The organism is Lactococcus nasutitermitis (assembly GCF_018403765.1).
GTDB classification, from domain to species: domain Bacteria; phylum Bacillota; class Bacilli; order Lactobacillales; family Streptococcaceae; genus Lactococcus; species Lactococcus nasutitermitis.
Genome location: NZ_BOVQ01000002.1, coordinates 45,089 through 69,752, shown reverse-complemented (window position 1 = coordinate 69,752; position 24,664 = coordinate 45,089). Strand labels below are relative to the sequence as shown.

Here is a 24,664-nt window from a genome sequence, read left to right as displayed (position 1 = left end):
CAAAACAGACTTTTTTGACCAAAAATATTTTTGACAGCTTTGTCAAAAACTTCAAAGAGAGAAAAAATGAAAATTTACAACACAATGAGCCGTCAAATTGAGGACTTTGTTCCTCTTGAACCTGGAAAAATCAAAATGTATGTCTGCGGACCAACCGTGTACAACTACATTCATATCGGCAATGCGCGCAGTGTTGTCGCTTTTGACGTGATTCGTCGTTACTTTGAATATCGTGGTTTTGAGGTTGATTATGTGTCAAATTTCACAGATGTGGATGATAAGATTATCAACGGCGCAGCTGCGGAAAATATCACAACAAAAGAGTTCTCAGAGCGCTATATTAAAGCATTTTACGAAGATATTGATGCACTTGGAGTAGAGCGTGCCACGCAAAATCCAAAAGCCAGCGATTATATTGACAAGATGATTGATTTTATCGCAGAGCTTATCGAAAAAGGCTTTGCTTACCCTTCGGATGGCGATGTTTACTTCCGTGTGGCAAAGTCGCAGGATTACGCAAAACTTGCCAATAAAAACCTCGCAGAGCTTCTGGACGGTGCTTCTGGACGGACAGATGAAGAAACACAGCGCAAAGAATCGCCAGCAGATTTCGCACTTTGGAAAGCAGCAAAAGCGGGCGAAATCTCTTGGCAATCCCCTTGGGGAAATGGTCGCCCGGGCTGGCACATTGAATGTTCTGTGATGAGTACTGATTTGCTTGGAAATACACTCGACATTCATGGTGGTGGGCAAGATTTAGAGTTTCCCCATCATACCAACGAAATCGCGCAATCTGAAGCGAAAACAGGGCAAAAATTTGCCAATTATTGGATGCACAATGGCTTTGTCAATGTTGATGGCGAAAAAATGTCAAAATCATTAGGAAATTTTAAGACAGTCCACGAAATGCTCCAAGTCGTCAATCCACAAGTTCTGAGATTTTTCCTTGCAACAACACATTATCGCAGACCGGTAAATTTCACTGACGAAGCCATCACAGATGCACAGAATAACGTCAAAAAAATTGAAAATGCCTACCGAAATATGGCAAATTCAAGCACAAATCCATCAGAAAATATTTTGACAGAACTGTCAAAATATAAAACAGACTTCATCAGCAGTATGGATGACGATTTTAACATCGCCAATGCCTTGACAAGTTTTTACGACTTCATCAGTTGGGTCAATAAAGGTAATAACGGTCAGGAAGTCAAGCAATTTTTTGACGAAGTGCTCGCAATTTTAGGAATGACATTTGCCGAAGAAAAAACACTCGATGCAGAGATTGAAAAACTTATTGAAGCACGTCAACTTGCCCGTGAAATGCGAGATTTCGTCCAGTCAGATTTGATTCGTGACGAACTCAAAGCCAAGCATATTGTTCTTGAAGACACAAAAGAAGGTGTAAGGTGGCATCGTGAATAAAAAAAACGCAGAACTTCTCAACGGAATAGCTCTCGCCTACATTGGTGATGCAGTTTACGAAGTCTTTGTTCGTGATTATTTGCTCGCACAAGGGATTACAAAACCAGCAGCACTTCAAAAAAAGGCGACAAATTTTGTCTCTGCCAAAGCGCAAGCGCTCATTATCAGCAAAATGATGGATGCAAATTTTCTAACAGAAGAAGAAATGATTTATTTCAAACGCGGACGCAATGCACATTCAAAAACAACTGCAAAAAATACAGATGTTGTGACTTACCGCATTTCTACTGGATTTGAAGCGGTAGTTGGAATTTTACATTTGACAAATCAAGAAGAACGCTTACAAGAATTTTGGAAATTTTGCTTAAAAAATACAGAAATCCTAAAAAAATAAGCATATTATTTCAAAAATCTTCAAAAATTCGTTAGAATAGAGAAGTGAAATGGTGGCGGAATAAAAAATGTATAGAGTTGTAACAATGTATGGTATTGATGAACCTTGGTGGTTCTTTGATGATTGGAAAAATGATATTATCTCAGTAGATGAGTTTGAAGATTTCTACAAAGCTTTAAAATTCTACAAAAATGAATGGCTAAAAATGGCAAAATCATTTGAAGAATATAAGAGCCAAGAAGATTTACTTTCAGCATTCTGGGAAGAAAAAGACCAGGTTTGGTGTGAAGAATGTGCAGGCTATTTGCAACGCTATCACAGCTTGGCATTGCTAGAAGAATGGCACCAACTTCCTAGAGAAAAAAAGCGCTGGGCATATGAAAAAAAATCAGGACAAGTGCCTCACAAGTGTTGTAAAAGACTCAATCAAGATGAAGAATAAGATGAGAAAAGCTTAGATTATCTAAGCTTTTTTTAATATAATTAAACAATTCTAAGAATATTAAAAAAGTATTAACAGTATTATAAATGTCACATTACTTCCAAAAACGCTCTAATTATATTATAATTTAATTATAATAATATTCTCATAGAAAGACTGACATGAAAAAGATACTTATTATTTTTGATATTATACTTGTTCTGGTAGCATTTGCGCTCATTTTCATGTTGCAACGCCATCTGGTTCAAGTACATAATATTACTCCGCCAGATATTTATATTGAACCCAAAGAATAAAGAGAAAGCAAGCATACTTGAAAAATATCTAAAAAAGAGTTAAAATATCTCTATCATAAAACTCGATGGTCAAAGCTCGGGAAAATATGTGCTTTTTCAGCATATATTTTTCTAAGGCTTGACCTTTTTTGTTTTCATTTTGAGCAAAAAATTGAGTGAAAAATTGGAGATAAAATGGATTTTCAAGAAAATTATGACGTTATCGTCGTTGGTGCAGGTCATGCAGGAGTAGAAGCAGCGCTTGCCTCAGCTCGTATGGGGACTAAAACTCTCCTTCTCACAATCAATCTCAACATGGTTGCATTTATGCCCTGCAATCCTTCAGTTGGAGGCTCTGCAAAGGGTATCGTTGTCCGTGAGATTGATGCTCTTGGCGGCGAAATGGGCAGAAACATTGACAAAACTTATATTCAAATGAAAATGCTCAATACAGGGAAAGGGCCAGCGGTTCGTGCCTTGCGTGCGCAAGCAGATAAAAATCTGTATTCAGAAACGATGAAAAGAACGATTGAAAGACAGGAAAACTTGACTCTGCGTCAAGGTATGGTTGAAGAAATCCTCGTTGAAGAAGGCAAAGTAATCGGTGTTCGTATGGCGACATCTACAAAATACGGGGCGAAGTCAGTCATCATCACAACAGGAACAGCTTTGCGAGGCGAAATCATCATCGGAGAACTAAAATATTCCTCAGGACCAAATAATTCACTTGCCTCAGTCGGACTTGCTGACAATCTGCGCAATCTTGGCTTCGAAATCGGACGTTTTAAAACTGGAACACCACCACGTGTGTTGTCAAGCAGTATTGATTATTCTAAAACAGAGATTCAACCAGGTGATGAAGCGCCAAATCATTTTAGTTTTTTGAGTAAAGATGAGGATTATCTTAAGGACCAAATCCCTTGTTGGTTGACTTATACTAGCAGCTCAAGTCATGATATTATCCGAAAAAACCTTCATCGTGCGCCAATGTTTTCAGGCATTGTCAAAGGTGTCGGTCCACGTTACTGTCCATCTATTGAGGATAAAGTGGTTCGTTTTGCTGATAAACCTCGCCATCAACTCTTTTTAGAGCCAGAAGGTCGAAACACAGAAGAAGTCTATGTTCAAGGACTTTCAACAAGTCTTCCAGAAGATGTCCAGTTTGACCTTATTCGGAGTATTCCAGGTCTGGAAAATGCGGAAATGATGCGGACAGGCTATGCGATTGAGTATGATATGATTTTCCCTCATCAGCTTCGTCCAACTCTTGAAACAAAACTCATCTCAGGACTTTTTAGTGCAGGACAAACCAATGGAACATCAGGTTATGAAGAAGCAGCAGGACAAGGTTTAATTGCTGGGATGAATGCAAGTTTGAAAGCACAAAATAAAGAAGAACTTATTCTCAAACGTAGTGATGCTTATATTGGTGTCATGATTGATGATTTGGTCACGAAAGGCACAGTAGAACCTTACCGTCTCCTCACCTCTCGTGCTGAGTACCGTCTTATCCTTCGTCATGACAATGCAGATGTTCGTTTGACAGCAATCGGACATAAAGCAGGACTTGTCACAGACTTACGTTGGAGCGCTTTTCAAACAAAAATGGAGCAGTACAATGCAGAAGTGAAGCGGCTCAATCAAGAAAAGATCAAACCTCTCCCAGAAACACAAGAAAAGCTAGAAAAAATGGGATTTGGTCCCATAAAAGATGCGCTAACAGCGACTGAATTTCTCAAACGTCCTGAAGTTCACTATACTGACCTTGCAGCCTTTATTGGCGACGCACCAGAAGAAGTAGAACGTGCAATCATCGAACTTATCGAAACTGAGATTACCTACGAAGGCTATATCAAAAAAGCGATGAGTGAAGTTGAAAAAATGCATCGTTTGGAAGAAAAACGGATTCCTAAAGATATGGATTGGGATATTCTTGATAGTATCGCTACAGAAGCACGTCAGAAATTCAAGAAAATCAATCCAGAAACACTTGGACAAGCCAGTCGTATTTCTGGGGTAAATCCTGCGGATATCAGTATTCTCATGGTTTATCTCGAGGGACGCTCTCGTAAATAATTCTCTTAAAAATCAAAGGAGAAAAATGATGAAAAACATAAAAAATATCATTTTTGACTGGGATAATACCTTATTTCCTTTTAAAAAATATTGGTTTATTGCTAATCGGCGCGTGTTTCTTGATTTGCTTGATTTTGAGCAGGATTTTTCGATTGATGATGTGATGGATAAATTTGTTTATTTTGATACATTGATGTGGACAGATGTTTATGCAGAAAAAATAACGGTTCAAGAAGCGCGTGAAAATCGTGTTCGTCTGACTCTTGATTATTTTGAGATTTCTTATGAAGAAACATTTATTGATAACTTTTGGGATATTTTCTTACAAGATTTGATGAAAGAAATCAAACAAGAAAATCAATTAGTAGAAAAAATGAAGCAACTTTCTAAACGTTATTCTATTGCTATTTTAAGTAATGGCGAGAGTTGGGAGCAAAGAGAAAAAATTCGTCGTTTTGGTTTTGAAGATTTATTTCCAGTCTATATTTCGGGAGAAACAGGCTGGACAAAGCCAGATTATCGTGCTTTTCAAAATATATTGGAGCAAGAAAATTTTCAAGCGGAAGAAACACTGATGGTTGGAGATTTGATAGGACATGATATTTTGCCAGCAAAGCAATTAGGAATGGTGACGGTCTATATTGGAAGCGAAAAAGATACTATAGCTGATTATGAATTTTCAAATTTACAAGATTTTTTGGAAAATCTTGAATAACAAAAAAGCGAGTAATCTCTCGCTTTTTTTATTTAAAGTGTTAAGAATGTAAGAGCCGGACGATTTATAGGTAAAAAGAGTTTGTGACCCAAAGTGTTTAAGCGATAAACTCCATTTTGTGTGAGATGTATCGTGTGAGAGAGGAGATTTTTTTCATGGTCGTGACTATAAAAAGTCAATACAGCTTTGATTCCTCCTGTGACAACAAGGACTAAGGTTTGCTGGTTGTCATTAAGTTTTTCCAGCCAGATATTTTTGTGAAAAATGTGAAGAATGCCTTGTTCTTCTTTGATAGGGAGTTTCTGTTCATCTTTTTGCTTTTTGTTATGTAAGGTCAACATTTTCGCATTTCTGAGTCCGACATTTCCAAAAGAAATGAGTTGATTGATGATATCAGCAGTGAGATGATGAAAATTTTCTTTCTGTTTTGGTCTCATTTTTGAGTTTATACTATTATATTGCTCTCGTGCAAGCGATAGTTTGGAAAGTTGGGCAATTCCGTACATTGCTTTTTTATGATGAGACCAGTTTTGAGTTTTAGAAATTTCTCGTCGAAGATGTTCAAGTTCATAAGGTGTCATTTTTTCCTCCATTCTTGTTTAATTAAGATAATGCACTGTTTAGTAAGCGCTTTTCGATAAGTTTATTATAATTATTTTATCATTTTTTTCTTATTTAAATAAATTAAATGCTTTTTTTGAAGTAATGGACAATGGAGCAGTAAATTTTAAGCAAAATAAAAGATAAAAAAATTTGACAAGCTGTAAGAAGTATGATAGAATAATAAAGTTGAAAAGCAGAAGCTCCCGCTTCTCGCCTGAGTGGCAATAGTCCTGGGCAAACAAAATGGAATTATTCAAATGAATGTTTTCATCAGCGGGGCGCATTGCGTTCCGCTTTTGTTTTTCTAAAAATATAGGAAGCTGTCAAGCGAATGATTGTTTTAATTCTCGGCTGACAATACAAGTTTCCACAAATCGAAGAACGGTTTGTTATATGCCGAAAGGAGAACGAACATAGCAAAGCAAGACAATAGAAAACCTTTGATGAACGGTGCAATCCGTGCACGTGAGGTTCGTCTGATAGGCGCTGAAGGTGAACAGCTTGGAGTAACACCAACTGCTGAAGCACTGACGCAAGCCGAAAATCTTAACATGGATTTGGTATTGATTTCCAATCAAGAACCACCTGTTGCGAAAATCATGGATTATACAAAATTCATGTTTGAGCAAAAGAAAAAACAAAAAGAAGCGAAGAAAAAACAAGCGATTGTGAATGTCAAAGAAGTGCGTTTATCGCCAGTCATTGACCAAAATGACTTTGATACAAAGCTTCGACAAGCCATTAAATTCCTTGAAAAAGGAGATAAAGTTAAGGTTTCAATCCGATTTAAAGGTCGGATGATTACTCACCAAGATGTGGGTCGTCAAGTCATGGATAAGTTTGCTGAAGCAACGAAAGAAGTTGCAACAGTTGAACAAAGAGCCAAAATGGATGGTCGCCAAATGTTTTTACAACTCGCTCCTATTAAAAAATAAGACGAGTGACAGTTGGCAACAATCAAAAAAGGGTCAAACCTTCAATACTTTAACCGTTGATGGATAAAGTACGCAGAATGTTTAGTTTCTGTGAACCTATACAAATTAAGGAGAATTAAAATGCCAAAACAAAAAACTCACCGTGCATCTGCTAAACGCTTTAAACGCACTGGTTCAGGCGGATTGAAACGTTTCCGCGCTTATACTTCTCACCGTATGCATGGTAAGACTGTAAAACAACGTCGTCAACTTCGTAAGGCTGCAATGGTTTCAAAAGGTGACTTTAAACGTATCAAACGTATGCTTGTAGGGATGAAATAATTTTTCATTGCTCAGGAGATAGTAAGTTTTTCCATTATTGGAAATGAACTTCTATCATCAAAATATTTAATTTGGAAATGTTCTGCTATGATGGCAGACGAAGATAATTCTAAGAAATAAAGGAGAAACACACATGGCACGTGTTAAAGGTAGCGTCGCTACACGCAAACGTCGTAAACGCGTTTTAAAACTCGCTAAAGGTTATTATGGTGCTAAGCACCGTCTGTTCAAGACAGCTCATGAACAAGTCATGAACTCATACTACTACGCATTCCGCGACCGTCGTCAGAAAAAACGCGACTTCCGTAAATTGTGGATTGCGCGTATCAATGCAGCTGCTCGTATGAATGGACTTTCATATAGCAAATTGATGCACGGTTTGAAATTGGCTGAAATTGATATCAACCGTAAAATGTTGGCTGACTTGGCTGTTACTGATGCTGCTGCATTTACAGTATTTGCAGAACAAGCTAAAGCTGCACTTGCAAAATAATTTTGTATGAATAAATGACCTTTTGGGGTCATTTTTTTTGTAGATGTGCTGAAAGTTCATTCTATGTAATTTTTTGATGAATAAAGTGAATTGTGATAAACTTAGTAAGTTGGATTTTTTAATGTAGAAGGAAGAGATATGTATCGAGTGAAGCGAAGTGCCCAAAATTTGGCGATTGGTTTGTCGCTTTTGATTAGTTTGGCAAATGTTGTGGGTTTTTATGTCTGGCGGCTCCATCCTTTTGGTTGGCATCGGACGATGGCTTTTTATGATTATGTGGCGCCCTATGGCTTGATGACACATCGGGTACTGGCGTTTACGGTTGGTTTTCTTGGATTTTGGGTTTCTTTTCGTTTGTTTCGACGTTTGCGCTCGGCTTGGGTTTTGACGATGATTGGGCAGAGTATGTTATTTGTACTGCATTTTTATTACTCTGGGCAGATTTTTTCTGTATCTTCTTTGATTTCGCTTTATATTTTATTGGTTCTAGGTGTGACTTTTCAGGATTTCAGACGTGTGTCTGAGACTGCAACACGTTCACGGGCGATTATTCTTGCTTGTATTCCCTTGGCTTTGGCGATTATCAATGCGGCACTTTCAGTTTGGTTTTTACCGGGCTATATTGGCACGCGAAATTTTATGGGCGCACTGAATCATTCTTTTCGTTTTTTGTTATTGATGAATACTTCGGGAGCTGATTTTGCACGTCATGATAACTTTTTATATATTGTATCGTTGATTGCTGTGAGTTGGGTTTGTTTGATTATTGCACTTATTCTTTTTTTGAAGCCTTTGATTATTAGCCCTATCGTGAGTAGTTTGGATAGAAAACGTGTGTTAAATCTGGTTGAAAAATATGGGCAAAATCCGATGGCATATATGGCTTTGATGCGCGATAAACATTATTTTTTTGGCGAAATGGTTAATGGTGTGATTGCTTATACTATCGTGAATAATGTTTTGGTGGTGGCAGGAGATATCATCTGTGCGCCGGAGGATGCGGTGAAATTTATGGGTGAAGTACAACGTTTTACTTATAAAAATGACTGGAAATTGCTTTTTGTTGATATCACAGATGTGCTACGTGAGACTTATGAAGCTTATGGTTTGAATGTTGTTAAAGTGGGTGAAGACGCTTGTATTCGGCTGGAAGATTATAATTTGAAAGGAAAAAAAGCGGCGAAAGTGCGTGCAAACATCAATCATGCCAGACGTTTGGGTGTGAGCGTGGCTGAATATAAACCTTTAGTTCAGCGTGATTTGGTGATTGAACATGAAATGAATGATATTTCACGAGAATGGTTCAAGGAAAAAGGTGCGGAAATGGGATTTATGCTTGGAGGATTGGAGCTTGCTAATCCTTTGAACAGGCGCTATTTTTACGCGAAAGATGGTGAGGGGAAAATGCTGGCTTTTGTTGTGTTTATCCCGTATGATGCTGGAAATGCTTATATGGCGGATGTGACACGACGGCGCTCTGCGGCTCCAAATGGAACGATGGAAGTCATCATGTTTGACGCTTTTACGGTGATGCGCGATGAGGGCGTAACTTGGGGAAATCTTGGACTTTGCCCTTTGGCAAATGTGAAGTCTGAGGAATCAAGCTCAATGACAGCGCCAATTTTTGAATTTGTTTTTGAAAATTTGAATGGAATTTATGGGTTTAAAGGACTTTATCAGGCAAAGAAAAAATTTGCACCGACGGATTGGCAGGCGCGTTATGTTGCTTATGCACCGAAACCTTTTGGAGCAAGCTATGCTTATGCTTTGATTAAAGCGCAAAATCCGAAGGGAATTGATAGATTAATTTTGGAGAAGCTACGCGGACGATTTGGAAGATGAAAAAAGTTTTTGACAAAACTGTCAAAAACTTTTTTACTCATTTTTTAGGATAAAAAAACGGATTTGAAAGAAAATCCGTTTTATTTTCGATTTTATTGTCGAACGACAAGGACGTCACATGGCGCATTTTTGATAATGTAATCTGCGACTGAACCGATGAAAATTCGCTCAATGTAGGAAAGTCCCGTTGCTCCTAGGACGATGAGGTCGATATTTTCTTCTTTCGGCAAGGTTTGTCCGAGCATGACTTTTGGTGAACCAAATTCGACACGAGTGGTAATTTTGGTAACACCGGCAGCTTTTGCATCTTCTGCGAAGTCGTTGATGAGATTTTCTGCCCCTTTATGTGTGTCGTCGGCGACAACGGAATCGTAGGCTGAGATGGATTGGAAAGCGCGCAAATCAATCACGTTTGCGATGACGAGTTCAGCGTCGTTTCGGATAGCAGTGGCAACGGCTTTGTCAAAGGCTTTAGTTGCTTCAACTGATCCGTCCAGTCCAACAAGAATTTTTTTATAATTGTCTAACATAGTCGATTCCTCCGTGGATCTTTTTATTTATACTCTCATTTTACTCTAATTTTGTTAATTTGTAAAAAGAAAACTGTTACAAAGTCGGAATGTGATATAATTGAATGAGTGTTTTTCCTGAAAAAGTTTTTTGACAGACTTGTCAAAAATATTTTCTAATAAAAAGTTAAAAAGAATCGTGTAAAAAGGTGAAAAATATGACTCGATATGCTGTGGTGGATTTGGAAGCGACCGATGCTCATAGTAGTGAAAATAAAATTATTCAAATTGGAATTGTCATTGTAGAAAATGACGAAATTGTGGAAACTTACGAAACGGATGTCAATCCGCATGAGCCACTGATGCCGCGAATTAAGGAATTGACAGGCTTGTCAAATAATCGTTTGAAACAGGCACCAGATTTTTCTGAGGTGGCACAAGACATTCACAAAATGCTGGAAAATACAGTGTTTGTCGCGCACAATGCAAAGTTTGACTATGGTTTGCTCTGGAAAAGTTTGGCGCAGCTTGGGCTAGATATTGACTTGACGCGGATTGACACGGTTGATTTGTCACGTGTTTTCTATCCAACTTTTGAAAAATATGGTCTGGAATCGCTCTCTGACTGGCTTGATTTGTCACATGAGCATCCGCACGCAGCCGTTTCAGATGCTTATGCAACAGCGGAATTACTCGTGAAAATTCAGCAAAAAGTGCGCCAGTTACCGCGGGCTGTGCTGGAAGAACTCTTGCGTCACGCGGATAATCTGCTCTACGAAACAAAAAGTTTTTTGCAGGAACAGCTGGCGCAAACGCAATTACAAGTTGACGGCTTGTCAGTAGTGCATAATATTGCCACAAAATCACTGACAAATGATGAAAATCTGTCAAAAAAAGTTTTGACAGAACTGTCAAAAAATTTCGATGAGAATATCAAGACATTAGGACTGTCATCACGTGAAAAACAGGCGCAACTGGCAGAAATTATCACGGACGAGCTGACAGGAAAACTTCCGACATTTATCGAAGCACCGACAGGAATTGGTAAAACTTACGGCTACTTGCTTCCATTGCTTGCGGCAGGGAAAAGAATCATTGTTTCCACTACGACAAAAGTTCTGCAAAATCAACTCGTACAAGATGTTGCACCTATTTTAGACGAAAAATTTGGTATCAAAATGAGTAAATTGCTCGGTCTGTCAAATTATATTTCTTTGGAAAAATTTTCCCAGATTTTGCAAAATAATACGGACGGCAAAAATTTTGAGATTTTCAAGATGAAAGTGCTGGTTTGGCTGACAGAGACTGAAACCGGCGAATTGGATGAGCTTTCAAGAGTGATGACAAATGACGATTATTTTGCCCGACTTGCCTATGGTGGCTATCTCGGTGCAAGCCAGCTCCACTACGAACAAGAGTTTTGGCTCCGTGCGCAGAAACGCTCGAAAATTTCTGAAATTTCCGTGGTCAATCATGCCTATCTGATTGAGCGATTGGCGGATTATCCAGAGACATTTTTGGAAAATCGTGTGCTTGTGGTTGACGAAGCTCAGCAACTTTTCCCGATTATGGAAAATCTTGGACAGCAGAGTATAAAAATTACTGACGAACTTGTCAAAATTGACACGACAGGCTCACAACTGACAAAACGTCTGCAAGAAAGTTTGATTTTCCAGTTGAGTAAAAAACAACTTGATTTAGATAAAATTCGCCTAGATGCAGAAGAACTCGGTTTGACAGAACTGTCAAAAATAGTTTCTGTCCCTGACAGCTTTGTCTGGCGTGAAAATGACAGACTTTTCAGCAGTCAAAAAGATTTTTACAACTTTGCGCAACGTGTCCCAAAAACCAGCAAACTTTTCATGCTGGGCGCGACCTTATCACTCTCTGACGAAAAACCGACTTTCCCAGAATTACTCGGTTTTGACGACTATCAGTTCTTCAAAATTAAAGGCAATGTCGCCGAAAATCAACAACTTTTTGTCATCAATGACGGACCAAATGTAAAAAACACAGGAACCATTGATTATGCGCACTACACCGCAGAAGCAGTTGCAGAGCTGGCAGAATTGAATATCCCTATTGTTGTTCTCTTTACCTCGAAAATTTCACTGACCTTTACCGCAGAAAAATTATCAGCCGATGGCTGGACAGTTCTCGCACAGGACATCAACGGTACAGCCACACAAATCAAGAAAAAGTTTGACAAGGGAGAAAGTCAAATTTTGCTCGGACTAGGAAGTTTCTGGGAAGGAGTGGATTTTGAACAGCAAGACAAGTTAATTCTCGTCATTTCTCGCCTGCCATTTTCTACACCAGATGACATTTTAACCAAAAAATACGCCAGCAAATTTAAAAATCCCTTTTACGATTTCAATGTCCCAATGGCAACATTAAAAATGCGCCAAGCTTTGGGACGTGTCAATCGCCGAACAACACAGCGTTCAAGTGTCGTTGTTCTTGACAATCGCCTCCTAGGAAAAAGTTATGCCAAAAGGATGCGCCACAAACTCACAGATATCATTTCTCTAAAAAAGCTCGGATTTGAAGAGACAGTCAGCGAAATATTAAATTTTTTGCTATAATAAAATAAAGAAGTCAATCAAAAAAGCAAAGGAAAAGTCATGAGAAAGCGACGAATGAAAGCATCAACCCAAATCATCATAGGTGCGCTAACAGTCATCATAGCTATTTACATTGCCATAGGACTTTTCTTGAATAAAGCAATTAGTCCTTATAATACAACGCGCGCACAAGCTATCAATATTGCCAAAAAAGAGACAAATCTAAAAACAGCCCAAAGTTTTGACATCGCAACAACGGATATTACAACTTATGCCATCAAAGGACTGGATAAAAATAACAAAGAAATCGGTGTAATTATTCCTCAAAAAAGTGGGAAAATAACTGTTGTGGACATGGATAAAGGCGTTGCTCCCACAAGCCTTACGAGCAAAAACACAAGTTCAGTTGTCTTAACGCTCTATAAAGGCAAAGCAGCTTGGGAAGTCAACAGTAGCAACAACTATAAAGTTTATGATTTCACAACAGGAAAAGAACTTATTGGATAATTCAAAAATATTGGAGAAAAAATGAAAAAAATATCTGATTTTGTATTGGACATGGATGAATCTGTGACACTTGCTGCATCAGCGCGTGCCAAAGCACTAAAAGCGCAAGGTAAGGATATTATCAATCTCACCTTGGGCGAGCCAGATTTTACCACACCAGAAAAAATAAAAGAAGCAGCCAAAGCAGCGATTGATAGCGGAAAAGCTAGCTTTTATACACAATCTGGCGGACTTCCAGAACTAAAAGAAGCGGTAAAAAGCTATTGGCAACGTCATTATGGCTACGAGATTTCCGCTGAAAATGTTGTTGTCGCGACAGGCGCAAAATTTGCTCTTTACACTTTCTTTATGACGGTACTTGATAGTCAAGATGAAGTCATTATTCCTGCGCCTTGCTGGGTTTCTTACGTTGACCAAGTGAAAATGGCAGGTGGAAAAGCTGTTGTCGTAAAAACAGAGCAAAGCCATGATTTCAAAGTAACCGTTGAGCAACTTGAAGCAGCTTATACTCCAAAAACAAAAGTTTTGTTGCTCAATAGTCCGTCCAATCCGACAGGAATGATTTACACAGAAGCAGAACTTCATGCGATTGGCGAATGGGCTGTAGCACATGATTTATTGATTTTAGCAGATGATATCTATCATCAGTTGGTTTATAATGGCGCGACATTTACTGCGATTTCAACACTTTCAGAAGAAATTCGTAAACATACGATTGTCATCAACGGCGTTTCCAAAAGTTTTGCAATGACAGGCTGGAGGATTGGTGTAGCGGTAGGAGATAGTGAGATTATCGCAGGCATGACCAAGCTCATCAGCCAAATGACTTCAAACGCAAGTGCAGTCAGTCAATATGCAGCTATTGAAGCTTTTGCAAATCCTGATATGACAGATGTAGAGACGATGCGACAGGCTTTTGAAGAACGTTTGAATACGATTTATCCTCTACTTGTCGAAATTCCTGGTTTTGAAGTCGTCAAGCCAAATGGTGCTTTTTATCTTTTCCCAAAAGTCACAGAAGCAATGAAGTTGACGGGTTATACAGATGTCACGGCATTTACGACAGCGATTTTGGAAGAAGCAAATGTGGCACTCGTGACAGGAGCAGGTTTTCATGCCCCTGAAAATGTGCGCTTGAGCTATGCAACTGCGCTCCCATCACTTATTGAAGCCGTCACACGGATTAAAAAGTGGGTGGAAAGTAAAGTTTAAAGGTAACAGAAGTTTCTAATCCGTCATTCTAGAGAGGGACAAAGAAAATGAACATCATTGGCGAACTCATCCTAGGTGCAACACCAGTTAAAATGCCGAAATGGATTTTTTTGGCTACATGGAATTTTTCGGATTTTATTATGCTGTTTTGAAATTTTTATCGGTATTTTACTTATGCTTGTTTCTACTACGATGGGCTGGTGGCTACTGCTTATTGGACTTCTTGTCCTCATTGCTGGCTTTTTCTTTGGCATCAACAATACGATAAAATCAATAAAAAATTATAGAAAGACTTATACAAAATGAAAGATTTAATCTCAATCATAGATGTAAAAAATTACGTTGGAAAAGAAGTAAAAATTGGCGCTTGGCTTGCCGATAAATCAGGGAAAGGAAAACTCCAATTCCTACAACTCCGTGATGGCACGGCGTTTTTCCAAGCCGTCGTTTTTAAACCAAATATGATTGAAAAATTTGGAGAAGAAGCAGGAACAGCGAAGTTTGAGGAAATCAAACATCTTTCTCAAGAAACTTCTGTTTATGTGACAGGAACCATCAAAGAAGACAGCCGTTCAAAATTTGGCTATGAGATGGACGTGACAGACCTTGAAGTGATTGGCGAGTCAGTGGAATATCCGATTACACCGAAAGACCACGGAACAGACTTTCTAATGGACCATCGTCATCTGTGGCTCCGCTCAAAACGTCAAATGGCGATTATGCAAATTCGTAATGCAATTATCTACGCAAGCTATGATTTCTTTGCAAAAAATGGCTTCATCAAGTTTGATAGTCCGATTTTGTCAGGAAATGCTGCTGAAAATACGACAGATTTATTTGAAACAGATTATTTTGGAAATCCTGCTTTCTTGTCTCAATCAGGTCAGCTTTATCTTGAAGCAGGGGCAATGGCACTTGGACGTGTTTTCGACTTTGGACCCGTTTTTCGTGCAGAAAAATCAAAAACGCGCCGTCATTTGACAGAATTTTGGATGATGGATGCAGAATATCCATTTGTTAGTCATGATGAGTCACTTGATATTCAAGAAGCTTATGTGAAAGCAATGATTCAAGGTGTTTTGGACAATGCAAGCTATGCGTTGGATGTGCTAGAACGCGATACAGCTGCCTTGCAAAAATACGTGGATACACCATTTAAACGTGTACCTTACGATGAAGTAATTGACATTTTACAAGCACACGAGGGCGAAGAAGGTGCCGATTATGAGCATCTGGAACATGGTGATGACTTTGGAAGCCCGCATGAAACATGGATTTCAAACTTCTACGGTGTTCCAACTTTTGTCTGCAATTATCCTGCAAGTTTCAAGGCTTTCTACATGAAACCAGTTCCTGGCAATCCTGAGCGTGTTCTGTGTGCAGACCTCTTAGCACCAGAAGGTTACGGCGAGATTATCGGTGGTTCTGAACGTGAGACAGATTATGAAAAATTACTTGAAAAAGTTAAAGAACAAGGTCTGGCAGTTGAGGATTATGACTGGTATCTTGACTTGCGTAAATATGGTTCAGTGCCGCACGCTGGTTTTGGACTTGGGCTTGAACGCATGGTGACTTTTGTCGCTGGGACAGAGCATATCCGCGAAGCCATTCCATTCCCACGAATGTTACACCGTATTAAACCTTAAAAATTTTAAAAATCTTGTCAGTTTCTCTGGCAAGATTTTTTTGTTTCAAGCTTAGGACAAAGCACAAAAATCTTAAAATAGCATGATATAATGGATTTATCAGAAAATTGGAGGAAATTATGAAAAAAGTGATTATCATTTTTGCAATCACCATTGGCTATATTATTGGCTTAGGCAGACTTTTTTGGCTTTTGAAAATAACTGGAATTTTGCATTTACCACATTTGACAGGACTTGCAGGAATAGCGGCAAACACGCTTATTCAGGATGTTCCGCTTTTAGCTTTATTTATTTTTTTAAATATTAAATTTTTTAAGCAGAAAATCTTATTTGAACGTTATTCTTGGTTAAAAACTGTGGGAATTTTGTGGCTTGCTTGGCTTTATTTGGCGATTACAATCAATGCTGTCATTGTGAAACATTCTTCGTTTCCTTTGATATTATTGAATTTACTGGCATTTTTCATTGTCGGAGCTGCGGAAGAATTTATTTTCCGAGGCCTCATTTTTGGAAGTCTTGTCTCACGTGGAAAATCCTTACCTTTTGCGGTTGCAGTTTCGTCGATTTTATTTGGCTTGACTCATTTGGTAAATTTGACACATCAGTCGCTCAATAATACATTGTTGCAAGTGATTTATGTTGTCGCCCTTGGTGTGCTACTGGCGACTATTTACATGAAAAGTAATAATCTGCTCTTGCCAATTATTTTACACACAGCGATTGATTTCACGGCAGTTTCATTGACGAGCTCGGTAAATTCAACACACGCAACAGTAGGGAGTGTTATAGGACTTTATGTTGTCGTTGCAATCATTGTTGTTCCTTATCTTTTGACGGGCAAGAAACAGCTCAGTTTGTTCAAAAAACGCTTAGAAAATTAAAAAAATAGTTTTTGACAGTTTTGTCAAAAAAATTTAACAAAAATATCACTGATAGAAGAAATGAAAACGTTGTTTTGATATAATAGATTTATGGAATTGAATGACTATCAAGAAAAAATCGTTAAATTTGACCTCAATGGAGATATTCGCGCAATTAACACAGTTGACCTCGCCTTTTTGGACAAGATTTTGGGACTTCCAGGTGAGGCTGGTGAAGTAGCAGATAAGGTTAAAAAGATTATTCGTGACCAAAAAGGACAGATAACGCAAGAAAATAAGAAAGCACTTGGTAAAGAATTGGGAGATGTGCTTTGGTATCTTGCGACAACTGCGCGTTATTTGGGATTAAATCTTGATGATTTGGCACAAGAAAATATTGAAAAATTGGAAAGTCGTTTAACGCGGGGAAAGATTTCGGGAAATGGGGATGAAAGATGAGAGTATTGATTGTAGCAGGAATGCCAGCATTTTTGGCAGGAATGACTTTTGATAAAACGATAGGTGTAGATAGGGGAAACGTGATTTTGCTGGAAAACCGCTTGCCAGTTGATGTTGCAGTTGGAGATTTTGATTCTATTTCTTCAATTGAGTTCGACAAGGTCAAACGGATTGCCAAAGAACTTATAAAATTACCAGCAGAAAAAGATGATACTGACTTGGAAGTCGCACTTGATTATGCAATTCAACATTATCCTGGTGCGGAAATTACCATTGCGGGTGCACTTGGCGGACGTTTAGACCATATGTTGACCAATATTTACCTACCGCTTACAGAAAAATATTCCGAGTATTCTGAGCGCATTTCATTAGTAGATAATAAGAATATTATGAGATATTTGCGAGCTGGGAAACATATTTTACCGCGGATTGCCGATAAAAAATACATTGGTTTCATGCAAGTGGGAACAGAGGATACTTTGGCGATTGAAAATGCAAAATATCCACTCAAAGCTGAAGATAATTTCAAAGAAATTTATGCCAGTAACGAATTCATTGATGAAAATATGACCGTTAGTTTCACAAAAGGAAATGTCATCGTGATTTATTCTGGAGATTAGAAGTTTCTTAAATAAAAATAACAAAAGAGGTATAAATAATGAAAAAAATTGCAACTCCCAAAGCTCCAGCAGCTATCGGTCCTTATGTCCAAGGGAAAATCGTCAATGGCTTACTTTTTGCATCAGGGCAAATCGCTCTTGACCCAGCCACAGGTGAGCTTGTAGGGACAACGATTGAAGAACAGACTGAACAGGTAATGAAAAATATCAAAGCTTTGCTTGAAGCAGCTGGCACAGATATTGACCATGTCGTAAAAGCAACTTGTTTTTTGAGTAATATTGCTGAATTTGCTCAGTTTAATGTGGTTTATGCAGAAGCATTCAACACAGAATTTCCAGCACGTTCTGCTGTTGGAGTCGCAGGATTACCAAAATCTGCTCTTGTAGAAGTTGAAGTTATTGCCGCAGTAGATGAGAAATAAATAAAAAATTTTATCAAAGATATAATGAAAAGTAAAAAATAAATGTGTTTCTAAAAATTCAAGGAGAAATAAATGATAATCGGAGTTATTGGGGCAACATCAAACATTGCAAGTAAAGCATATTTACCAGTTTATGCGGCTTTGCAGGGCGAACAACGTTTTATTCTCTATTCACGTGAATGGGAAAAAGCAGAAAAAATCCGCAAAAAATACAAGTTTGAATATGCAACAACAGATTTAGCAGCTCTTGAAACAGTGGATTTAGTCGTTATTCATGCAGCAACAAGTCAGCATTTTGAACTGGCGAAGCGCTATTTATTAGCAGGTGTTCATGTTTTGATGGATAAGCCTATTTCAGAAAATTTTGCAGAAGTAGAAGAACTGTATCGAATTTCTGAAGAAAATCAAGTCTTGTTCGTGATTGCTTTCAATCGTCGCTTTGCTCCACAAACTCAAAAACTCAAAGAAATTTCTCATAAGAATTTTATTAAAGTAAGTAAAAATTTGGCAAATCATGCAGGTGATGCTCAATTTCTTCTTTACGATATTTTTGCTCATCCACTGGATACATTGATTTATCTGCTTGATGATGAGATTTTATCTTCTCATTCTTTTCTTAAAAAAGATGAAAATGGTTTGCTGACACAAGCGACGGTTATTCTTGAAACAAAAACAAGCACAGGAATTGCAACAATGAATTTGGAAGCTGGCGCATTTACAGAAGAATTTACTGTTGAATCACCTACACAAACTCAGCGTTTATCAGAATTAACAGAACTTACAGCTTTCACAGGAATTGACAAAAAACAGTTTGGCGTGAATGGCTGGTCATCTGCAAGCTACAATCGAGGCTTTGAAAATTTGGTTCAAGCTATGATGTTAGCTGTAGAAAATTTTGTACCTGCTCAACGCGAACAGCTTTTAAAAGATTTAAAACAAAAAAATATATTAAAAACTCATGAGATTATTGCTTCACTTTTGAATGATAAATGAGAGAAGGAAAAGAAAAATGTATATTTCATTTGATATTGGTGGCACAAACATTAAATTTGGTGTTGTAGATGATGAAGGAAAAATTTTTGAAAAATCAAAAATAGCAACACCAACAGAAAAAGCAAGACTTCTGCAAACTTTGACGGATACGGTAGCTACTTACAAGAAAAAATATGAGATTATTGGTATCGGTGTTTCCGCTCCCGGTGTTGTTTCAAAAGACGGTGTCATGACGACTTTTGGCGCACTCACAAATATGTACGGAATGCCATTGCGCGAGCAACTTTCACTTAAAACGGCATTACCTGTTGCCGTTGAAAATGATGCAAATGCTGCCGCAATCGCTGAACGTTGGACTGGTGGCGCGCAAGGTTTGCAAAACTATATCACAATCGTTGTTGGAACGGGACTTGGCGGCGGACTTGTACTTAATGGACAAGTCTATCAAGGCAGTCACGGTGTTGCAGGGGAGCTGGGTTGGCCACTTTATCATGGCTTTGAAGCTGCTGGAAATATTGAACGTTCATCTGAAACTTTCCATTCTGCCACAGTTTTGGGCTTGCTTGAACGTTATAATCAAGTCTTGTCAACGATAGGTGAACATGAAAAATTTACAAACACAAAAACCCTGATTGATTTGGTGAAATCTTCTGACGAAGTAGCGACAAGCGTTTTTGACAGTTTTGTCAAAGATTTAGCAACTAATATTCTTAATCTTTTTGCCATTTTTGACCCCGAAGCAGTACTTATCGGCGGTGGAATTTCAGAAAATCCATTTTTCATGAAAAAGTTGCAAAAGACTTGGAAAAAGTTAATCAGTCGTCACGAAGCCCTGAACAGAATGAATGAACTTGGACTTCTCGGAGAAATTCGCAAAGCTCAGTTGGGAAATGACGCAGGACTACTTGGCGCAGCCTACACTATTAAAAAACGGTTAGAAAATTAAAAACTCTACTGATAATAATTACCAGTGAGTTTAATAAAATAAGAACCAAATGATATTTTTTAATCGAATTATTATTTGTTTCTAAAAAAAATAGGAGGATTATCATGGATGATATTCTTGTAGTGACAACAAATGAAGTCGCAGGTTACACAATAAGCGAAGTTTACGGCGAAGTCTTTGGCTTAACAACACGTTCTCGTAACGCATTTTCAAGTGCCGGTCAACAGTTCAAAACAATCGTTGGTGGTGAAATCACTGGCTACACAAAATTACAACATGAAACACGCGAAAAAGCGATTGAACGTCTAAAAGAAGAAGCACGAGCAAAAGGGGCAAATGCGATTCTTGCTATGCGTTTTGACAGCTCCACTTTTGCAAATGTTGATTCTGTGGCAGCTTATGGTACAGCTGCAAAAATCGAAAAAAATAATTTACAGTAAAATTTTTGCTCATAAATTTTTTGACAGAACTGTCAAAAACTGTAAAGAAGAAAAACGTGTCATTTTTGACGCGTTTTTTCATATTTTTCAAATTCTTCTCTAATTTTATGCTTTGAAATCAACAATAATTTCTCTTTGCGCTTCAATTTATTCTTGAACCACCATTCACATTTCAAAGCATCAGATTTATTTTCAAAAGTGACAGAAGTCAATAATTTAACTGGCAAACGTGCTTTTGTATATTTAGCGCCTTTTCCCGTATTATGCGCTGTAAAGCGTTTTTCAACATCATTCGTATAACCACAATAAAGTGTATTATCCGCGCATTGAAGAACATAAATATAGTAAGTTTTATTCATTTTTTTCTCATAATCATTTGTCATTAATTCTCTCTCATTATAACAATTTTCTAAAATAATTGCCGAAAATATCTATGAAAGTTAGAAAATATTTAAAATATGATAGAATAAAAATAAGGAGAGAAAATGATTGAAATACAAACACACTACACAGCTGCAATTTACCGTCGCTATTGCTGGTTTAATATTTTTCACCGAAGAACAAAAGTGAGAATACTCTCTCTAACTCTTGCTTTACTCGTAATTGCCCCTCTTTCATTCACGGGAAATAGTGGCGGGCTTGTCCAATTTGTCGTGACCTTACTTTTAGCAATTATTATTATTCCGTTCTATCGCTGACTGGTCAGTCAAACCGTTAAAAAGTTTGAGAAAAATAATCCTGCAGTCGCAACGAGTCAGCAAAATTTACAGTTCACAGATGAACAGGTCACTATTGAAAGTACAGGAGATTTGCAAAACGGCACATCAGAAATGAAATATGAAAGTTTCACCTCAGTCCGTGAAACGGCAGATAGTTTTTATCTCTATATTAGCAATTCCGCTGCTTTTTTACTCACCAAATCAGATTTTACACAAGGAACACCAGATGAACTCAGACAGCTCCTACAAGAAAAAATCAAACGTTATAAATGACTAAGAAAACGGGAAGTACCGTTTTTCTTATTTAAAAATGTTATAATAAAGTTAATTATTTATTGAGAAAGAATTAAAATGCCACAAGATAAAATAATCATTCACGGTGCCAGAGAGCACAACTTAAAAAATATTGATGTCACGATTCCGCGTGATAAACTCGTTGTCGTGACAGGTGTTTCAGGTTCAGGAAAATCCTCACTTGCCTTTGAAACCCTTTACGCCGAAGGACAACGTCGCTATGTCGAAAGTCTTTCCGCCTATGCGCGTCAATTCCTCGGGAATATGGACAAACCAGACGTTGACAGCATTGATGGCCTATCTCCAGCGATTTCCATTGACCAAAAAACAACCAGCAAAAATCCACGTTCGACCGTAGGTACAGTCACCGAAATCAACGACTATTTGCGTCTTCTATACGCACGTGTCGGCACGCCTTACTGTATCAATGGGCACGGTAAAATTTCCGCCCAATCTCCTGAAGAAATCGTCAATCAAGTCCTCGAACTTCCTGAAAAACAGCGCCTACAAATTCTAGCACCAATTATTCGTGCGAAAAAAGGAACACATGTTAAAGTTTTTGAGCGTATCCAAAAAGATGGCTATGTTCGCACCCGCGTGGACGGCGAGGTTTATGACATTTCCGAAGTACCAGAACTCGATAAAAATAAAAAGCATACTATTGAAGTCGTCATTGACCGTATTGTCGTCAAAGAAGGCATTCGTTCCCGTCTGTTTGATTCGATTGAAGCTGCTTTGCACCAATCCGAAGGTTACGTCATTGTTGATAAAATGAACGGAGAAGAACTCCTTTTCAGCGAATTTTACGCCTGCCCTGTCTGTGGTTTTACAGTTCCAGAGCTTGAACCACGTCTTTTCAGCTTCAACGCTCCCTTTGGACAATGTCCAGATTGCGAAGGACTCGGTATAAAACTAGAAGCCGATGTCGATTTACTCATTCCAGATAAATCAAAAACCTTAGCAGAAGGTGCCATCGTTTATTGGTACGGCAAGCAATCCACCTATTATCCAGCACTTTTGGAACAAGCCTGCACGCAATTTGGTATTCCAATGGACGTTCCTTGGGAAAAATTATCTGAAGAAGCACAAAATGTTATCTTGAATGGCACGAAAAAACGCACTTTCCATTTCCGTCATCAAGGAGATTTTGGATATCAAGACAAAGATATGCTCTTTGTCGGTGTGATTCCCAATCTTTGGCGCCGCTATCGCTCAGGTATGACCGAGTCTTCTCGCGAACTCGCGCGTGGCTATATGACCGAGCTTCCATGTACGACTTGCCACGGCTTGCGCCTCAATGACCAAGCATTATCTGTTCGCGTTGGAGACAGGCACATTGGCGAGTTATCAAACTATGCCATTGGTGATGAGATTGATTTCTTTAAAAAATTAGAACTCTCAGAACAGAATAAAGTGATTGCTCAGCCTATTGTCAAAGAAATCTCCGACCGACTAAGTTTTCTAAAAAATGTTGGCTTGGACTATCTCACGCTTTCGCGTGCAGCAGGTACTCTTTCAGGAGGAGAAAGCCAGCGTATCCGCCTTGCCACTCAAATCGGGTCAAATCTTTCCGGCGTTCTTTATATCTTAGATGAACCTTCTATCGGGCTCCACCAGCGTGACAATGACCGTCTGATTGAATCACTGAAAAAAATGCGTGACTTAGGAAATACGCTCATTGTTGTAGAACATGACGAAGATACAATGATGGCAGCCGATTGGCTTATTGACGTAGGACCAGGAGCAGGTGACCTCGGTGGTGAAATCATCGCTAGTGGTACTCCCAAACAAGTGATGCGCAATAAAAATTCCCTCACAGGACAATATCTTGCAGGAAAACGTAGTATTCCAGTACCAGCACAGCGTAGACAGATTGACAAAGACAAAGCAGTCAAAATCACAGGTGCTGCCGAAAACAATCTAAAAAATCTCAATGTGAATTTTCCACTTGGTATCATGACAGCTGTCACAGGTGTTTCAGGCTCAGGAAAATCAACACTTGTCAATGCAATTCTCAAAAAATCACTCGCTCAAAAACTCAACCATAACTCAGAAAAACCAGGTAAACATAAATCCATCAGTGGTTACGAAAAAATTGAACGTTTGATTGACATTGACCAAAGTCCTATTGGACGTACACCGCGTTCAAATCCAGCAACTTATACCAGCGTTTTCGACGATATTCGTGACCTTTTTGCCAATACCAACGAAGCCAAAATTCGAGGATACAAAAAAGGACGTTTCTCATTTAATGTCAAAGGTGGACGCTGTGAAGCTTGCTCAGGAGACGGAATCATCAAGATTGAAATGCACTTCTTGCCCGATGTTTATGTACCATGCGAAGTCTGTCATGGCAAACGCTACAATTCTGAAACATTAGAAGTTCATTATAAAGAAAAAAATATCTCAGAAGTTCTCGATATGCGAGTATCTGATGCTCTCGAGTTCTTTAGACACATTCCAAAAATTGAGCGTAAACTCCAAACAATCGTTGATGTTGGCTTAGGCTATGTTACTTTAGGTCAACCAGCAACAACATTATCAGGAGGCGAAGCGCAACGTATGAAACTTGCCTCAGAACTCCAAAAACGTAGCGCAGGAAAATCATTCTATATCTTAGATGAACCTACAACAGGACTACATAGCGAAGACATAGCCACACTTTTAACCGTCCTCAACCGCTTAGTTGACCAAGGAAATACCATCGTTGTCATCGAGCACAATCTGGACGTTATCAAAACAGCAGACTATATCATTGACCTTGGACCTGAAGGCGGAGCAGGCGGAGGAACAATTCTTGCCACAGGTACACCAGAAGAAGTCGCACAAGTTCCCGAAAGCTACACAGGAAAATATCTGAAAACGAAACTACACGAATAAAGAGAAAGTAAAGTTAATAAATAAAAAAGGTTCAATTGAACCTTTTTTATTTATTACAGATTGCAAATATCA

General features: G+C 38.4%; 27 protein-coding genes and 1 other annotated feature. Of the genes, 24 read left to right on the top strand and 3 right to left on the bottom strand.

The genetic code is table 11. The features are described 5' to 3' along the window. Positions 1-66: 66 nt before the first annotated feature. From cysS to KJS36_RS00815, 5 genes are all read left to right on the top strand, one after another. Positions 67-1,425 (top strand): cysteine--tRNA ligase, encoded by a 1,359-nt coding sequence (cysS, locus tag KJS36_RS00835; protein WP_213533351.1) that lies wholly within the window; start codon positions 67-69, stop codon positions 1,423-1,425. After that, complete coding sequence (locus KJS36_RS00830; RefSeq protein ID WP_213533349.1) at positions 1,418-1,819, top strand: Mini-ribonuclease 3; 402 nt, start codon at positions 1,418-1,420, stop codon at positions 1,817-1,819. Before cysS ends, KJS36_RS00830 begins: the two co-directional genes overlap by 8 nt. A gap of 67 nt (positions 1,820-1,886) precedes the next feature. Continuing rightward, positions 1,887-2,261 (top strand): DUF1033 family protein, encoded by a 375-nt coding sequence (locus KJS36_RS00825; RefSeq protein WP_213533347.1) that lies wholly within the window; start codon positions 1,887-1,889, stop codon positions 2,259-2,261. A 470-nt stretch (positions 2,262-2,731) separates the two neighbouring features. Further along, complete coding sequence (gene mnmG / locus KJS36_RS00820) at positions 2,732-4,612, top strand: tRNA uridine-5-carboxymethylaminomethyl(34) synthesis enzyme MnmG (RefSeq protein ID WP_213533345.1); 1,881 nt, start codon at positions 2,732-2,734, stop codon at positions 4,610-4,612. Between the two features lie 28 nt (positions 4,613-4,640). Beyond that, positions 4,641-5,327, top strand: a complete 687-nt coding sequence (locus tag KJS36_RS00815; protein WP_213533343.1) for an HAD family hydrolase — start codon at positions 4,641-4,643, stop codon at positions 5,325-5,327. Positions 5,328-5,359: 32 nt separating this feature from the next. Here the strand turns inward: KJS36_RS00815 and KJS36_RS00810 are convergent, their stop codons facing one another. Further along, on the bottom strand, positions 5,360-5,908 hold the full coding sequence (locus KJS36_RS00810) for a hypothetical protein (protein WP_213533341.1): 549 nt from the start codon (positions 5,906-5,908) through the stop codon (positions 5,360-5,362). Positions 5,909-6,115: 207 nt separating this feature from the next. Continuing rightward, positions 6,116-6,238: a sequence feature (ribosomal protein L20 leader region), on the top strand. Positions 6,239-6,370: 132 nt separating this feature from the next. Here KJS36_RS00810 and infC point away from each other — a divergent pair. The 4 genes from infC to KJS36_RS00790 all read left to right on the top strand — a co-directional run bounded on the left by infC (position 6,371) and on the right by KJS36_RS00790 (position 9,521). Continuing rightward, a complete protein-coding gene (infC, locus tag KJS36_RS00805) occupies positions 6,371-6,865 on the top strand; it encodes a translation initiation factor IF-3 (protein ID WP_280520322.1) in 495 nt (164 codons plus the stop codon). Positions 6,866-6,985: 120 nt separating this feature from the next. Further along, the gene (gene rpmI / locus KJS36_RS00800; RefSeq protein ID WP_213533337.1) at positions 6,986-7,186 is read left to right on the top strand and encodes a 50S ribosomal protein L35; all 201 of its coding nucleotides are present in this window, start codon (positions 6,986-6,988) and stop codon (positions 7,184-7,186) included. A gap of 133 nt (positions 7,187-7,319) precedes the next feature. Further along, the gene (gene rplT / locus KJS36_RS00795; RefSeq protein WP_213533335.1) at positions 7,320-7,679 is read left to right on the top strand and encodes a 50S ribosomal protein L20; all 360 of its coding nucleotides are present in this window, start codon (positions 7,320-7,322) and stop codon (positions 7,677-7,679) included. Positions 7,680-7,817: 138 nt separating this feature from the next. After that, entirely contained in the window at positions 7,818-9,521 is a 1,704-nt protein-coding gene (locus KJS36_RS00790; protein WP_213533333.1) for a bifunctional lysylphosphatidylglycerol flippase/synthetase MprF, read from the top strand. Positions 9,522-9,613: 92 nt separating this feature from the next. On the opposite strand, the gene KJS36_RS00785 is transcribed toward KJS36_RS00790, so the two are convergent. Further along, complete coding sequence (locus tag KJS36_RS00785; protein WP_213533331.1) at positions 9,614-10,051, bottom strand: universal stress protein; 438 nt, start codon at positions 10,049-10,051, stop codon at positions 9,614-9,616. Between the two features lie 197 nt (positions 10,052-10,248). On the opposite strand from KJS36_RS00785, the gene KJS36_RS00780 reads away from it, so the two are divergent. The 12 genes from KJS36_RS00780 to KJS36_RS00730 all read left to right on the top strand — a co-directional run bounded on the left by KJS36_RS00780 (position 10,249) and on the right by KJS36_RS00730 (position 20,699). After that, entirely contained in the window at positions 10,249-12,615 is a 2,367-nt protein-coding gene (locus KJS36_RS00780; RefSeq protein WP_213533329.1) for a helicase C-terminal domain-containing protein, read from the top strand. Between the two features lie 54 nt (positions 12,616-12,669). After that, a complete protein-coding gene (locus KJS36_RS00775) occupies positions 12,670-13,101 on the top strand; it encodes a cell wall elongation regulator TseB-like domain-containing protein (protein WP_244842514.1) in 432 nt (143 codons plus the stop codon). A gap of 21 nt (positions 13,102-13,122) precedes the next feature. Further along, positions 13,123-14,313 carry a pyridoxal phosphate-dependent aminotransferase gene (locus KJS36_RS00770; protein ID WP_213533325.1) on the top strand — a complete coding sequence of 397 codons (1,191 nt, stop codon included), beginning with the start codon at positions 13,123-13,125 and terminating at the stop codon, positions 14,311-14,313. Between the two features lie 174 nt (positions 14,314-14,487). Further along, the gene (locus KJS36_RS10865) at positions 14,488-14,619 is read left to right on the top strand and encodes a hypothetical protein (protein ID WP_280520321.1); all 132 of its coding nucleotides are present in this window, start codon (positions 14,488-14,490) and stop codon (positions 14,617-14,619) included. Next, on the top strand, positions 14,616-15,959 hold the full coding sequence (gene asnS / locus KJS36_RS00765; protein WP_213533323.1) for an asparagine--tRNA ligase: 1,344 nt from the start codon (positions 14,616-14,618) through the stop codon (positions 15,957-15,959). Before KJS36_RS10865 ends, asnS begins: the two co-directional genes overlap by 4 nt. A gap of 119 nt (positions 15,960-16,078) precedes the next feature. Next, positions 16,079-16,840: a CPBP family intramembrane glutamic endopeptidase gene (locus KJS36_RS00760; protein WP_213533321.1), complete on the top strand. Its 762-nt coding sequence runs from the start codon at positions 16,079-16,081 to the stop codon at positions 16,838-16,840. Positions 16,841-16,930: 90 nt separating this feature from the next. Continuing rightward, on the top strand, positions 16,931-17,278 hold the full coding sequence (locus KJS36_RS00755; protein WP_213533318.1) for a nucleoside triphosphate pyrophosphohydrolase family protein: 348 nt from the start codon (positions 16,931-16,933) through the stop codon (positions 17,276-17,278). Then, positions 17,275-17,898: a thiamine diphosphokinase gene (locus KJS36_RS00750; RefSeq protein WP_213533316.1), complete on the top strand. Its 624-nt coding sequence runs from the start codon at positions 17,275-17,277 to the stop codon at positions 17,896-17,898. The genes KJS36_RS00755 and KJS36_RS00750 overlap by 4 nt, the downstream gene beginning before the upstream one ends. Before the next feature lie 38 nt (positions 17,899-17,936). After that, positions 17,937-18,320, top strand: a complete 384-nt coding sequence (locus tag KJS36_RS00745) for a RidA family protein (RefSeq protein WP_213533314.1) — start codon at positions 17,937-17,939, stop codon at positions 18,318-18,320. Positions 18,321-18,392: 72 nt separating this feature from the next. Further along, positions 18,393-19,313, top strand: coding sequence for a Gfo/Idh/MocA family protein (locus KJS36_RS00740; protein WP_213533312.1), 921 nt, complete (start codon positions 18,393-18,395; stop codon positions 19,311-19,313). A gap of 16 nt (positions 19,314-19,329) precedes the next feature. Next, complete coding sequence (locus tag KJS36_RS00735; protein WP_213533310.1) at positions 19,330-20,259, top strand: ROK family protein; 930 nt, start codon at positions 19,330-19,332, stop codon at positions 20,257-20,259. Between the two features lie 104 nt (positions 20,260-20,363). After that, complete coding sequence (locus KJS36_RS00730; RefSeq protein WP_213533308.1) at positions 20,364-20,699, top strand: heavy metal-binding domain-containing protein; 336 nt, start codon at positions 20,364-20,366, stop codon at positions 20,697-20,699. Between the two features lie 59 nt (positions 20,700-20,758). Here KJS36_RS00730 and KJS36_RS00725 read toward each other — a convergent pair whose 3' ends face one another. Next, positions 20,759-21,058: a GIY-YIG nuclease family protein gene (locus tag KJS36_RS00725; protein ID WP_213533306.1), complete on the bottom strand. Its 300-nt coding sequence runs from the start codon at positions 21,056-21,058 to the stop codon at positions 20,759-20,761. Positions 21,059-21,184: 126 nt separating this feature from the next. Between KJS36_RS00725 and KJS36_RS00720 the strand changes: the two genes are divergently transcribed. The 3 genes from KJS36_RS00720 to uvrA all read left to right on the top strand — a co-directional run bounded on the left by KJS36_RS00720 (position 21,185) and on the right by uvrA (position 24,592). Further along, positions 21,185-21,397, top strand: coding sequence for a hypothetical protein (locus tag KJS36_RS00720; protein WP_213533304.1), 213 nt, complete (start codon positions 21,185-21,187; stop codon positions 21,395-21,397). A 111-nt stretch (positions 21,398-21,508) separates the two neighbouring features. After that, entirely contained in the window at positions 21,509-21,691 is a 183-nt protein-coding gene (locus KJS36_RS10975) for a YcxB family protein (protein WP_213533302.1), read from the top strand. Between the two features lie 78 nt (positions 21,692-21,769). Beyond that, positions 21,770-24,592: an excinuclease ABC subunit UvrA gene (gene uvrA, locus KJS36_RS00710; protein ID WP_213533300.1), complete on the top strand. Its 2,823-nt coding sequence runs from the start codon at positions 21,770-21,772 to the stop codon at positions 24,590-24,592. Positions 24,593-24,664 lie beyond the last annotated feature (72 nt).